This is a genomic window from uncultured Sphingorhabdus sp., from assembly GCF_937872355.1.
Lineage (GTDB): Bacteria > Pseudomonadota > Alphaproteobacteria > Sphingomonadales > Sphingomonadaceae > Sphingorhabdus_B.
Map to the genome: position 1 here is coordinate 16,326 of NZ_CALMSV010000135.1, position 13,954 is coordinate 30,279.

The 13,954-nt window shown below is 57.9% G+C and carries 11 protein-coding genes and 1 tRNA gene; 9 read left to right on the forward strand and 3 right to left on the reverse strand.

What is annotated here, in order from left to right:
- Positions 1-49: 49 nt before the first annotated feature.
- The 4 genes from Q0239_RS08395 (at position 50) to Q0239_RS08410 (ending at position 4,794) form a co-directional block, all read left to right on the forward strand.
- Positions 50-2,272 carry a TonB-dependent receptor gene (locus Q0239_RS08395; RefSeq protein ID WP_298601127.1) on the forward strand — a complete coding sequence of 741 codons (2,223 nt, stop codon included), beginning with the start codon at positions 50-52 and terminating at the stop codon, positions 2,270-2,272.
- Between the two features lie 138 nt (positions 2,273-2,410).
- Positions 2,411-2,486, forward strand: a tRNA-Trp gene (locus Q0239_RS08400).
- 85 nt (positions 2,487-2,571) lie between these two features.
- Positions 2,572-3,927 carry an MFS transporter gene (locus Q0239_RS08405; RefSeq protein WP_298601130.1) on the forward strand — a complete coding sequence of 452 codons (1,356 nt, stop codon included), beginning with the start codon at positions 2,572-2,574 and terminating at the stop codon, positions 3,925-3,927.
- Between the two features lie 9 nt (positions 3,928-3,936).
- A complete protein-coding gene (locus Q0239_RS08410) occupies positions 3,937-4,794 on the forward strand; it encodes a phytanoyl-CoA dioxygenase family protein (RefSeq protein WP_298601133.1) in 858 nt (285 codons plus the stop codon).
- A gap of 9 nt (positions 4,795-4,803) precedes the next feature.
- Here the strand turns inward: Q0239_RS08410 and Q0239_RS08415 are convergent, their stop codons facing one another.
- Positions 4,804-5,877: a phytase gene (locus Q0239_RS08415; protein WP_298601136.1), complete on the reverse strand. Its 1,074-nt coding sequence runs from the start codon at positions 5,875-5,877 to the stop codon at positions 4,804-4,806.
- Positions 5,877-8,234, reverse strand: coding sequence for a TonB-dependent siderophore receptor (locus Q0239_RS08420; protein ID WP_298601139.1), 2,358 nt, complete (start codon positions 8,232-8,234; stop codon positions 5,877-5,879). The genes Q0239_RS08415 and Q0239_RS08420 overlap by 1 nt, the downstream gene beginning before the upstream one ends.
- A 271-nt stretch (positions 8,235-8,505) precedes the next feature.
- Between Q0239_RS08420 and secE the strand changes: the two genes are divergently transcribed.
- The 5 genes from secE to Q0239_RS08445 all read left to right on the forward strand — a co-directional run bounded on the left by secE (position 8,506) and on the right by Q0239_RS08445 (position 13,344).
- Complete coding sequence (gene secE, locus Q0239_RS08425; RefSeq protein WP_298601141.1) at positions 8,506-8,703, forward strand: preprotein translocase subunit SecE; 198 nt, start codon at positions 8,506-8,508, stop codon at positions 8,701-8,703.
- A gap of 33 nt (positions 8,704-8,736) precedes the next feature.
- Complete coding sequence (nusG, locus tag Q0239_RS08430; protein ID WP_298601143.1) at positions 8,737-9,273, forward strand: transcription termination/antitermination protein NusG; 537 nt, start codon at positions 8,737-8,739, stop codon at positions 9,271-9,273.
- 100 nt (positions 9,274-9,373) lie between these two features.
- Entirely contained in the window at positions 9,374-10,930 is a 1,557-nt protein-coding gene (locus tag Q0239_RS08435; RefSeq protein ID WP_298601146.1) for a type II secretion system protein GspD, read from the forward strand.
- Positions 10,931-11,119: 189 nt separating this feature from the next.
- A complete protein-coding gene (locus Q0239_RS08440; RefSeq protein WP_298601149.1) occupies positions 11,120-12,235 on the forward strand; it encodes a S8 family serine peptidase in 1,116 nt (371 codons plus the stop codon).
- 176 nt (positions 12,236-12,411) lie between these two features.
- Positions 12,412-13,344: an acyl-CoA thioesterase II gene (locus Q0239_RS08445; protein ID WP_298601152.1), complete on the forward strand. Its 933-nt coding sequence runs from the start codon at positions 12,412-12,414 to the stop codon at positions 13,342-13,344.
- An 83-nt stretch (positions 13,345-13,427) separates the two neighbouring features.
- On the opposite strand, the gene Q0239_RS08450 is transcribed toward Q0239_RS08445, so the two are convergent.
- A complete protein-coding gene (locus Q0239_RS08450; RefSeq protein WP_298601156.1) occupies positions 13,428-13,925 on the reverse strand; it encodes a cupin domain-containing protein in 498 nt (165 codons plus the stop codon).
- Positions 13,926-13,954 lie beyond the last annotated feature (29 nt).

The following is a 13,954-nucleotide window of genomic DNA, read 5'->3' on the forward strand; positions in this document are numbered from 1 at the left end:
TACCCTCCTCTTTCATCTCTCATCTGCAATTTCAGGGAGCAGTAGCATCATGCGCACCTTTGCATCGTCTTTTGTGGCCATTGCCATCGCCACCACCAGTTTCGCCACCCCGGCATTCGCGCAGACCGAAGCTGCCGCCGATGAAGGCCTTGGCGAAATCGTCGTCACCGCGCAGCGCCGCGAAGAAAATCTGCAGGACGTTCCGCTTTCGGTCGACGTTGTTTCGGGCGACAAGCTCGCTGCAATCAATTCGGGCGGCGGCGATATCCGCGCCTTTGCCGGCCGCGTTCCCAGCCTGAACATCGAAAGCTCGTTCGGTCGCACCTTCCCGCGTTTCTATATCCGCGGCCTTGGCAACACCGATTTCGACCTCAACGCTTCGCAGCCGGTCAGCCTCGTTTATGACGATGTTGTCCTTGAAAACCCGATCCTGAAGGGCTTCCCAGTTTTTGACGTGTCGCGCGTCGAAGTCCTCCGTGGGCCACAAGGTACGCTTTTCGGCCGCAACACCCCCGCCGGTATCGTGAAGTTTGAAAGCGTTCGCCCCGATGCGGAAGGTGCCAATTACGCCAAGGGCAGCTTTGGCCGCTTCAACTCGCTGTCGCTTGAAACCGGCATTGGCGGACAGTTGAGCGAGCAGGTTTCCGCCCGCGTTTCAGCCATGTATCAGCGCCGCAGCGACTGGGTCGACAATATCTCGACCCCTGCCGACAACGACCTTGAAGGCTATAAGGACTTTGCGATCCGCGGCCAGATCCAGTTCGAACCGACCGAAACCACCAGCCTGCGCGTCAAAGGCCAGTATCGCGATTTCAACGGTACCGCCCGCGTATTCCGAGCCAATATGTTCGTCCCCGGCAGCAATGACCTGCGCGGCCTTGCCAGCGCCGCTGCCGATTTTGATCGCGGCGAAGTGCAGACCGACGGCCTCAACTTCCAACGCATGAAGTTGTACGAAGTTGCCAGCACCTTTGAATGGGATCTTGGTCCAGCAACGCTGACCTCGGTCACATCCTGGTGGAGCGGCAAATATACCAGCCGCGGCGATATTGATGGCGGCACCCCCGCTGGCCCCGGCTTCATTCCGTTCAGCGCCAACTCGCAGGACGATGTTCCCGATCTCGACCAGCTGACCCAGGAAGTTCGCCTTGCATCGAACAATGATGAAGGGCTGACCTGGCAGGCTGGTGTCTTCTACTTCAACGAAGACCTCGCAATCGCATCGTATAACTATGACACGCCAACAGGCACTGTCCCTAGCGTTACCGCACTGCAGCAGCAGAATTCGAAGGCCTGGGGCGTATTCGGCAGCCTGACCTATCCGTTGAGCGAGCAATTCTCGATCACCGCAGGTGCCCGCTACAACAACGACAAGCGTCGTCTGGAAGTTGGCCGTGGCGGCTTCTTTGGTGCAATCGGTACCGGCTTTGCCCGCGTCAAGGATGACAATCTGACTTGGGATCTCAGCGCGACCTACGAAGCGAGCGATGACATCAACCTCTATGCCCGCGTCGCCAAGGGCTATCGCGCACCCTCGATCCAGGGGCGCGCGTTGTTTGTCTTCACCACTGTTCAGGACGCGATCAGCACCGCCGATTCGGAAACCATCCTGTCGTTCGAAGGCGGCGTGAAGGCCAATCTGGGTGGACGTTCGCGCTTCAACCTGTCGGTGTTCAAATATGACCTGAACGATGCGCAGTTGACTGCGGTTGGCGGCGCCAGCAACGCAGCCAAGCTGATCAACGCCGACAATGTCGATGGTTATGGCTTCGAAGCCGAATTCGAAACGCGCCCGGTCGACAATCTCGTGCTGACCGCTGGCCTCAGCTACAACCGCGCCAAGATTGACGATCCCAACGCCTTCATCACCGGCTGTGGTGGCGGCTGCACCGTCACCGATCCGGTGCGTGCAGGCAGCCCGGGCATTTACTCGATCGACGGCAACCAGCTTCCCCAGGCCCCGAAATGGTCTGCCAACTGGACCGCCGGTTATGGCGTTCCGATGGGCAATGGCGAGCTTTATGCCTTCACCGACTGGGCCTATCGTTCGAAGGTCAACTTCTTCCTCTACACCTCGGAAGAGTTTAACGACGATCATATGCTCGAAGGCGGTCTGCGCGTTGGCTACCGCACCGATGCGCTGGATATCGCAGCCTTTGTCCGCAACATCACCAACGATGTCTCGGCCGTGGGCGGCATCGATTTCAACAACCTGACCGGTTTCGTCAACGAACCGCGCATCTGGGGCCTGGAACTCGGCTACAAATTCTGAACCCAAAACAATTTCGAAAGGGCAGGCTTGCACCCGCAGGCCTGCCCTTTTGCATTCCGGTGCATTGTGCCCGCATCTGATGATTGCATCTGGCGCGGAATCGCTTTAAGGGCGCTGGTCTTCGCTTCGGCGGAGCGCAGGAGTTTAGCTCAGTTGGTAGAGCATCGGTCTCCAAAACCGAGGGTCGTGGGTTCGAGTCCCCCAACTCCTGCCATTTCTCTTTTGGCACCATTTTTCGCTTGAACCGCGGCCAAAGCCTATTCACACAGCTGTAAACAACGCTGTGGGAGGAGAATGGCGTGCAAGACGGCAGCGGCTTGACCACCGACAGCAGCAGCGCGGACATTAGCCGCAAGACCGCCATCTATTATTCCGCCAGCGTCGGCCCGATTGCCATCATGGGCCTGCCGCTGTCTATCTATCTGCCACCCTATATCAGCGAAGGCGGGGTCGTGGCTGTGGCGCTGGTAGGCCTGATGTTTTCGATTAGCACCTTGTGGGACGGCGTGGTCGATCCGCTGATCGGAACGATGATTGATAGGAAATCAAAAGGCGACGCCCCGCACCGCCGTTGGATGGCGATGGCTGCCCTGCCACTGATGCTTCTCCTTGCGCTTCTGGTGACGGTTGGCGACCGGCTCGATTTCTGGGCGCTGCTGCCGCTGCTGTTACTTTATTATTCCTGCTATAGCCTGTTCGACGTAGCCCACCTCGCCTGGGGATCGGCGTTGTCCAATGGCAGGTCAGAAGTGAGCGCCCGGCTGTTTGGCGCACGCGAATATAGTGCGAAGCTCGTATTGGTCATTGCCTTCGCCGCGCCTGCGCTGGCCCAATATCTGCTGCCTGATATCAGCCTGCAAGGACGCATCATTGCCTATGTCAGCCTCGTTCTGATCGCGATGCCGCTGGCGTTGATCGCAAACCAAAAGGTGCCTTGCCGGCCCGTGGTCATCGAACCCGGTTTTGGTTGGCGCAGGGAACTCAAGCTGTCCCTGCAATCGCCCTCGCTGCTGCTGATCATGGCCGTGCACTTTCTCAACGCCTTTGCCTTTGGCGCGATGGCGGCGACCTATATCTTCTTTGCTGAAGCCTATCTCCGGCTCGATCAATATGGCTCGCTACTGTTGTTCCTCACCTTTGTCGGCGGTGCGATTACGACGCCGCTTTGGGTTTATGCAGCCCGCAAATTGGGCAAGCCCAAGGGGATGATATTGATGTGCGTAACGCTCGTCCTCCTGCTGATCGGTGGCATGCAGTTACCTCTCGCCGGACAATTGCTGCCATCCGCCGCCTTCACGATCACCCTTGGCGGCGCCTTCATGGGTTTGATCTTCATTTTCGGGATGATTGCGGATTATGCCCCTGTCGATGCGCAGATTTGCGGACGTGACCGCACGGCATTCATCTTCGCCACCGGCAATTTGATGCAGAAACTGGGCAATGCATTGGCACTCACCCTTTCTTATTCGCTGCTCGGCTATTTCGGTTTCGATGCCACCCGCCCGCATGAACATGGAGAGGTGGTGCGCAATATCTGGGCGGGCTTGCCAATTGTGGCCTGGGGTATGGCTGCCTTGGTCGCGCTGTTCCTTGTCCGCCAGCCCTGGGCGCAAGTGCGTCAGTTGCCACTTCCCCACAGGGCCGTGTCGGGTTAGGCTGCGGTCATGGAGAGAGAGAATTGGCAAGAGTCGATCGCCGATCCGGCACGCTTTGCGACGCTGCGCGCACAATATGATCACGACGGCTTTCTGATATTCCCGTCTGTGCTGAGCGCGGAAAAAGTTGCCGCCCTGCGGGCAGAACTTGCGCCGCACCTCGAACAGAACATAGCTGGCCGCAATGATTTCGAGGGGCTGAAGACCAACCGCGTCTATGCGATGCTGGCCAAATCGCCGCTCTTTGCCGACCTCGCCATCCACCCGCTTGTGCTGGCCTTTGCTGAGGCCGAATTGGGCCGCGAGTGCCTGCTCTCCGCCTGCCTTGCGATCAACATCCATCCGGGCGAAACGGTGCAGCCCTGGCATTATGACGACAGCCATTTCCGCCTGCCACGCCCGCGGGAGTCGCTGGGGCTCAGTGCTTTCTGGACGATCGATGAGACCACGGAGGAAAATGGCGCGACAGAAATCCTTCCAGGCAGCCACCTCTGGCCCGAGCAGCAAATAGAAGGCGGCAACACCTTCTCGACATTCAAAGATCGAACCGAAAAGAGCCAGGATGACGACCCCGGCGCGCGGCCCGATGCCGTCAAAGCGGTAATGCCATCAGGCTCGCTGATGATCGCAAAGGGCACGTTATGGCATCGCGGCGGCGCGAACCGGTCGAACAAGCCGCGGCTCATCGTCACGCCGCAATATTGCCCCGGCTGGACACGCACGCTGGAGAATATGAGCCTCGCCGTCCCGCCCGAAATTGCCGTGACCTTGCCCGAGCGCGCGCGTGAACTGATCGGCTATTCGATCCATCCGCCTTTCATGGGCTATGTCGACGGCATGCACCCCGCAAGGCGGCTACCGCACTGAGCGCGAAGCCTATTTGAGCTTGAGCGCTTTCAGCACGTCTGCCCATGCGACATATTTGAAGTTCTGCGTCTCAGGGGCGTTATCGCCATCCTGCACGACAAACAGGCCGCCCGGATAATCTGGTCCAAAATCGCCCAGAACCAGTTCCAGCCCGTCGGTTTCCTGAACACCGTCGACCATGCCATCGCTAATGCGGAAGCGACCGAGATAGCGACCGTCCTTTAGGCGGTAGAGCGTATAGGCATAGTCGCCCTGGCTCGACGCGATCAGATAGCCGCCACTTTTGCCTGACGGCGCAATGGCCAGTCCTTCGGCATCGGCGACCAGCCTCTTGCCATCGGTGCGGCCAAGCCGTTTGGGCTTTTTCGAACCATTGGGCCGGGCATCGAAACGCCACAGGCCGACATCCTCTTCGGCCACATAGAGCAGGCCGGTGCGATCATCGACGACGCAGCCTTCCGATTGGGTGCCCAGCTTCATGCTGCGCACGACCTTGCCGGTCGGCTGTGCTCCGCGAAGGTCGAGTTCGACCTGATCGATGCGGCCATCCTTGAGGAAAAGGAAAGCATAGACCTGACCGTTACTTTTGCGCTGCCAAAGGCACATGCCATAGGCCTCGCCGGGACCAACCGGCAGGCTGCCGATCGGGATCAGCTTCTGCGCAGCGGTGTCCAGCGTGAACAGCGCCGCTGCGGCATTGCCCTCATCACGCCGGTCGCTGGCGACGACGAGCACCGAAGGTTTTCCATTGACCAGCACATTGGCGCGCAGGTCGACATTATTGAGGCGCGGCGAGGGGGTGAACGAGACCGCCTTGCCGGTCATGTCGAACACATGGATGCCAGCCTTCTTGTCGGTGCCGACCACAAGGCTTTTCGCCGGGTCGCTCGGGTGCCGCCAGATTGCCGGATCATCCGCCGCGTCATCGGCCGTGCCAACGGGCGTGGTTTCCGCCCGCGCCTGCACCGATTTGGCCGGCAGCGCCTTTGCAATCAACTGTTCAACCGGGATTTCCACCTCATCCTGGGCGATGGCCGGTACAGCCAGAGACGCCGCTGCGAGAATTGTCAGGGCGCGCACCATCAGAATGCCAACCGCGCCATGACCTGGAACACCGGACCCGCTTCCTCGGCCTCCAGCTCATATTCGTCAAAATCGCGGGCAAGCTGATCGGCAATGGTGGTGAATTTGTTGAAGCGCTCACGCTTTTTGCCGTTCAGCAGGTTCGATCCGACCGCACGGATAGTGAAGCTTTCACCAAACCGCTTTTCGACGAACAGTTCGAGGTCTGCACCATAAGAGGTGAAAATCTCTTCACCCACAATTCGGTCGAACGCCCCGCCTTGCTTGCGATAGGTGGCGCCGAAAGCAGCCCCCAATTTCGGCAGATCCTGGATGAAGCCGAAATTGTAGACATATTTAGATTGGCCATTGAAGCGGCGCTTGCCTTCAAAGTCGGTGATTTCGCTGTCGAGCAGCGAGAAGTTGCCGAAGATGCCGGTGTTTTCGAGGCCGATGAAACCAAGGTTGGTCGAAAGGTCGAATTCGATGCCGTAAACCTTGCCGTCACCGGTGTTTTGCGGCTGCAGCACAAAAGTTCCGGGGCCTTCCGAACCCTCGGTTCCGGTGTTGGCGAGTTCGATGAGATCGCTGACCTTGCGGTAGAACAGGTTGACGCCCACCACGCCGGTACGGCCGATACGATGCTCATAGCCCAGATCACCACCCCATGCAGTTTCAGGGCGCAGCGCCGGATTGCCGAGCAGGTCATTGTCGCCCAGTTCTGCCTCCAGCAGGGCAGGCGAGAGGAAATCAAGCCGCGGACGACGGTTGGTACGCGCGACTGATGCAGTGATCCGGCCGCCATTTTGAAGGTCAATCTTCAGCGACGCCGAAGGCAACAGGAAGGAATAGTCATTGGACTGCTCGGCAAGCGCAGGTGCAACCGTCAGATCGTCCACTGAAAAATCGGTGCTTTCATAGCGTACCCCGGCAAGGAAAGTCAGGTTGCCCGATTTGCCTTCGATTTCGGCATACAGATCGCGCCGGTCTTCCTCTATGATGTTGAGGCCGCCGGGGGGCGACAAAAGCGGATCAGGAACCGTTGCAAATTGCGTCGGATTGGCTGCCTGCTGATTCCATATATGGGCGGCTGTGGTCAGGTTGAAGCGGTTCCGGTCTTCAGCGATGCTCGTGTCGCGATCCTTGTTTTGCACGAACCCACCGACAATCAGTTTGACGTCGTCTGAAAGGTCAAAGGCATGTTCGAGGTTGAACGACAGTTCCTTGTCGGTGATCCGGCGCGCGGTGACATCGCCGGTGAAGCGCGGCGTCGTCCGGTCGAAATCGATCTCATATTCTGTCTCGTCCTGCGCATCGTCAAAACGTGAATAGCCGACCTTGAACTTGGTTTCGCCGAGCGACCATCGATGCGCCAGCTTGCCCGAAAGGCTGAAACTTTCCTGCTCAATGTCGTTCACATTGGCATTGTCGGTCAAAAGGTTGCCGGCGGGCGTCCCGCGTACCGAGCCATTGATGTTGGTCGGGTGGTTATATTCGAAGGAACGTTCGGTTTCGGTTCGATCGGTTTTGACATAATAGCCCGCCAGTTCGAAATCGGTGGTTTCGCCATCAATGTCATAGGATGCGTTGAAGGTATAATCGGTGCCGTCGCGGGTATCGGTCTGGTCTTCACGATTGTCGAAATCGTCGGTGGCGTAATCGGGGTTATTTTCTGGCGAATCCGAATAGCGGAAGCTTGATTTGAGCTTCGGATTGTACCGCCCCTGCACATTGGCACCGAGCAGGATACGGCCCGGGCCGAGGGCACCGCCAAATACCGCTCCGACGCTGGGTTTCACCTCGCCATCGTCAAAGAACAGCGCACCCCCGCGCACATAGCCGCCATCCAGCTGATAGCCGTCACGCAAGACGATGTTGAGTGTACCGGCAACGGCATCGCCGGTTCGGCGCGCCGATGAGGAGCGAACGATCTCAACCTGCTTAATGAGTTCGGCGGGAATGCGGTCGAGGAAGAAGGAACGGTCGGCGTTCGAACCCGGCACCTTTTCGCCGTTTATCAGTATCTGCGTATAGCCCGGCTCAAGCCCGCGCAAGCGCGCTCCATCGCTTTCGATCACATCCGACAGGAAGGTGACCGAAGGCACGCGCTTGAGCGCATCGCCAGCGGTCAGCGGTTCGAAGCGCTGGAAATATTGTTCATCATAAACAAGGATTGGTTCAGCTGCATCGTCACGGTTGCGATAACCAATCTGCCCCTGCACCACGATCTCGCGCGCGGTCTGGATGCCTTCACCGCCTTCATCGACCGGAGCGACCTCTTCCTGTGCCATTGCAGGCGATGCCAGCAATGCAGCGCCCGCCAGAAGCAGGTTACGAATACGGAAAGCGCGACCGGTTTGATGATGATTGAATTGCATGTCTTTGCCCCATTCAGCGTTAGTGATGGGGCGCCGCTAACCGCGCATTGTGAAAGCTTGACGATGTTTCGGCGACACTTTGGTGACATAATAAGTGCAGTTGTGCGTTCCGTTCTCACTTGCCCCGGGCTACATCAGCTTCACGCTTGCGACTCCGCGAAATCGGCGCTAAAGGCCTAGTCTTTCCGAAATCGGAACCTATATCGCTCCCGGCCTGAAACCGAGAGCGATGGCGGCTATCCGGTGGGCGCGATTACAGGAAGCAAGCAAAATGGCAAAAACCAGCCCCGGTGAATTCATTCGTCAGGTGCGTGCCGAAATCGGCAAGGTCGTGTGGCCGACCCGTGCGGAAACCACACAGACCGCGATCATGGTGCTGATTATGACGATCATTCTTGCCGTCTTCTTCCTGGGCGTCGACGCCTTTTTCAACATGGTCGTAAAAGGCCTGTTGAGCTTCGCGCAATAATTCCACGAACGTTCAGGCCGAAAGACAGACAACATGGCACGCTGGTACATCATCCACGCTTATTCGGGTTTCGAAAACAAGGTTCGCGACCAGATCCTCGCTGAAGCGGAACGCAAGGGCCTTTCCGCGCTCGTCGAATCGGTTGAAGTGCCTACGGAGCAGGTTACCGAAGTTCGCCGTGGCAAGAAGGTGAAGGCCGAGCGCAAATTCTTCCCCGGCTATGTGCTGGCGAAGCTGAACATGAATGACGATGTCTATCACCTCGTCAAGAACACTCCCAAGGTGACCGGCTTCCTCGGCGCGAACAACAAGCCGCAGCCGATCAGCGAAGCCGAAGCAGCACGCATCCTCAACACCAAGGAAGAACTGGCCGCCGCGCCGAAGAAGCGCGTCGCAGTCGATTACGAAATCGGCGATCAGGTGAAGGTGATGAGCGGACCGTTCGCCAGCTTCAACGGCGTGGTCGAGGAACTGGATTTCGACAAGAACCGCGTCAAGGTTTCGGTCTCGATCTTTGGCCGTGCAACACCTGTCGAACTCGATTTCGAAGAAGTCGAATTGATGAAATGACTCGCTTTAGACTTGGTTCGTAGCGCCTCCGAAGACAGGACTCGGACGAAGTTATAAAAGGCAGGTTGCAGTCAAAGTGCATATCTTGGAAGGAGGGGATGTGCTCGCGGTGACTCCACAAAGATTCGGCATCCTGCAGCAAGTGTTGCTTCTGCTGGCGCTGTGCTGTGCTATACTGACGCCCGCGTCGGCACAAACACCGTCGGTTGTCGAAGAGTTGCAACTGGTCACCGAAGATGCCGACCAGACTTCGTTCATCCTCCGCTTTTCGCCGCAGGAGCCGCAGGCTTCCCCGCTGAACACCGACCCCAGCCGCCCTGCGGTTGCCATGCGTGCAACGTTGCGGGCGCCACGCGTGGCCGAGTTCCACCGTTACCGGGGGCTGGTGCGTTCGGCCCGGTTTGAAACGACCGCAGGCAGCTTGGTTCTCCGTTTCGAAACCGGCGGTCCGGCAAGCGTTTCGGTGCAGCCTGCAGGTAACAAGGCATTGCAGATTCGTGTCGAACGTGTGTCCGTCGAGGAAGCAACCGGCACGCGTCCAATCGGATCGCAGAATGAGGCCGTCTACAAGGCCAGCGACCTTAGCGCTGCACAAGGTGCGAGTGAAGGCGACAGCTATGAACTCATCCCGCTCAAATATGCCGATGTCAGCGAGATTATCGGGCTGCTGGTAGAAGGCGCGACGGCCGAACCCAATAATGTCTTCATCCGTCGCGAGCCGGGCTTTGGATCGCCTGGCAGCAACAGCCAGGGCAATTATTTCAACCCGCCGCAACAGCAGCAGGAAGCCCAAAAACCGCTCGGCCAATCCTTTGGTAATGGCATAGCGATCGACCGGCGGCTGAACGCGATATGGGTCACTGGCTCGTCAGAAAAAATCGCCCGTATCAAGGAGCAGATTGCGATGATCGACGTACCCGTCGATAGCGTGATCCTGGAAACCCAGTTTGTCGAACTGACCGAACAGGGCGCCAAGAATCTGGGCATCGATCTGAACAATAATGCAGGACAACTGGCAGTCGGCACATTGCAGACCGGATCCTTCCTGCCCTTTGGTGTCGATCCTAACGACGTCTTGCCCTCTGGCGCGTTGCAGGCCGCCATTTATGCACAGGTCGAACGCGGCGAAGGACGTATCGTCTCGCGTCCAAGAATTGCCGCCCAAAGTGGCTCGACCGCAAAAATCATCACTGGCGATGCGCTACCGATCCTGACGGCGATCACACTTTCGGGCGTCAACGGCGTATCGCAACAAGTGCAATATGTGAATGTTGGCGTTACCCTGCAGATTGCTCCCCGCGTATCGGCCGATGGTTTCGTCACGTCGCAAATCTATGGCGTGGTTTCGTCGGTGACCGGCTTCTCGCAAGGCTATCCGACAATCAGCCAGCGCGAGGCCGAGACCTCAGCATCTGTCCGTGACGGTGAAACCTTTGTCGTCGGTGGACTGACACAGGAAAACGTCATCACCAACAAATCCAAGGTGCCGTTGCTGGGCGATATCCCGCTGGTTGGGAATCTGTTCAAACTCGAACGCTCAACCCGCAGCAAGACCGAGCTTTACATCGTGATCACGCCGCACATTGTGCGCCATCGCCGTTTTCAACCCGAGCAGGCGCAGGATATAATTGGAACAACCGAGAATATGCCAAACTGAAAAAGGGTATGTTTTCCTTTACTTGCGAATCATGTTTCACAGGCAAGTAACCTTATTGCAAACAACTTGTGTAAAATAATTTGCGGGCGTCATTTTCATACTCGACAGCCCGGCTCGGGTTAGTAATCTCTACCTCGATTTCCGCTTCGATTGCAGCAAGCGGACTTCAATGCTGGGGAGAATGATTTTATGAAAATGAAGATTTGGGGTGCAATTTCGCTTTTACCGGTGCTGGCCCTGGCCACGCCAGTCCAAGCACAGGTTGCCGGAGACAAGATTCCGGGCAGCTATATCTGCGTCTTCAACAAGGAAGTTTCGCGCGGTAACGCGCAAGCTGAGGCCAATCGTTCAGTGCAGGCACATGGCGGCCAGATCAAGCATGTTTACAGCGTTGCTCTGCGCGGGTTCGCTGCCAATATGGCACCGCAGGCGGTTGAGAATATGAAGGCCAACAATCCCAAGATCGCATATTGCGAGCAGGATCAAGTGATGACGGCCGGCCAGGTTCGCGGGATGGCAGGCAAGCCGGGCGGCGGCACGCAACCTGCACAGGAAACCCCCTGGGGCATCGCACGTGTTGGCGGCGGTGCTGCTGGTAACTTTGCAACCGCATGGGTTATCGATTCTGGCATCGACCTGACCCACCCTGACCTTAATGTCGATTTGACCCGTAGCCGTACCTTCCTGGGCGGCAACACGACGCCGCAGGACCAGAATGGTCACGGCACCCATGTCGCAGGAACAATAGCCGCGCGGGATAATAATATCGGCGTCATTGGAGTAGCCCCCGGCGCGCCCGTCGTCGCAGTTCGCGTTCTCGACCGTCGCGGATCAGGCTCGAATTCCGGCGTGATCGCTGGCGTGGATTATGTCGCGCAGAACGGTCGTCCGGGTGACGTTGCCAATATGAGCCTTGGCGGCGGTGTCAGCACTGCGCTCGACGCCGCAGTAGTTGCCGCAGCCGCAGGCGGTGTGCGCTTTGCACTTGCCGCTGGCAACGAGAGTGACAATGCAAACAACCACTCGCCTGCGCGCGCCAACGGAAACAATATCTTCACGGTTTCGGCATTCGCGGTAAATGATCGCTGGGCGACCTATTCCAACTTTGGAAACCCGCCGATTGATTATGCCGAGCCGGGCAGCTCGATCAAATCGACCTGGCTCAGCGGTGGGTATAACACCATCAGCGGCACGTCGATGGCGACCCCACACCTTGCTGGCCTGCTCCTTCAGGGTGCAGTACGCAACGGCGGAAACGTTATCGGCGATCCCGATGGAAATCCGGATGTAATCGGCGTTCGTTGATCCAGTTTCAGATCATGATTTGGGGCGGGCTGCCAATAGCGGCCCGCCCCTTGCTATTTGCTGCAAATTTGCCAAGAGGGTCAATTCTGGTCGCCAGGTTTTAGAATAGGGCGAATTGATGATGCGGGCTTCAGACCCCAGCCAAAATCTGGCCCGAGCAGAAGATCCCATACGCAATGACTCAACCACAACCATCCCCCGAGACGACACGACGCATCAAGCAGGCCCGGGCGCTTTTCGATTCGGTTCCGGCAGAAGAGATGGTGGCCAGCGTCAGCCGCCTGTTCGATCTGTTGCCCGACGAAGCGCCAGACGAGTTTGCCTTCCCCGCGCTTCCCAGCTCCAGCCGGGCACGGATTTTTGGCGGGCAGGTTGTAGCACAATCGCTGATGGCTGCCGCCCGCACGGTTGAGCCCGACAAGCAGATCCACTCGCTGCACGCCTATTTCCTGCGTGGCGGACAGGAAACGGCTCCGCTGCATTTCCGCGTACACCGCGATTTCGACGGTCGCAGCTTTTCCAACCGGCGCGTGGTGGTGCGTCAGGAAGGTAAGGTTATCTTCAACCTGACCGCTTCTTTCCAGACGCCCGATCCGGGCCTCGCGCATCAGGTGCCGATGCCTGATCTGCTGCCGCCCGAGGAATGTTGGGACTTTACCGATTTCATCGCGGTGAGCCCGAAAATGGATGATCGGTTGCTGCATCAAATGGCGCGACCGCGTCCTTTTGAGATGCGCAGTTTTCGCCCTGCCCCCAAGGAAAAGGCGACGCAGCATTACCAGTGGTTTCGCCTGCGCGGCTCGATTGGCGACGATCCATTGCTGAACCGCGCCTTCCTGTCTTTTGCCTCGGACATGGGCCTGCTGTCATCAGCAATGCTGCCCCACGGCCTCAACTGGACCACGCCCGGGCTATTCTCGACCAGCCTCGACCATGCGATGTGGTTCCACAACGATGTGCGCGTCGACGACTGGTTCGTCTATGTGATGGACAGCGGCTGGACCGGCAACAGCCGGGGCATCAATCATGGATATATCTATACCCGCGATGGCACCCTAATCGCTTCAGTCGTGCAGGAAGGGCTGTTGCGCTACAAACCGCCTGCTTGACCGAAACGACAGAATTCAACTTAAATCCGTTGGGTCCTTGACGAAATCGTAATGATGCAGGGCGGTTTCAGAAGACAGCGCGGCTAGCCATGCTCTTGAACGTCGGCACCTCGGACAGCCAGTCTGGTTCGCTTGTCATAGTCACCCAGAACTGCCTTTGTTAGCCCAAAGTCTGTAACCGCCAGAATAACCAGCTCCTCTGTTTCCGACAGATTCCGCGACTGATGAAACGCCCAACGGGGAACAAATGCCACTTCGCCCTGGCTAACCCGAAGACTTGCGTCGGCGATCCGCACCTCTCCTTCACCGCTAATCACATAGAATAGCGATTCATGGGCATGCTTGTGCAATTCATTATTGCATCCGGCGGCTATCCGCACGACGCGCACGTCAAAGGCCTGTGCGCCCGGAAAATCGAGCACGTCGACTGTAAAGTCGATGCCCAGTTTTGCATTGCGATTGCGGTAAAGTTCGCGATGGCTGCGCGTTGGATCCGCGCCAAAATCCGCAATCGCCCGTTCCTTTGCCAGTGGCTGGCGCGCCTCGATAGCGCCCAAAAGCGCAAGCAATTCTGCATTCATATCGGAAATCCCATAATGTCGGTAAAGAT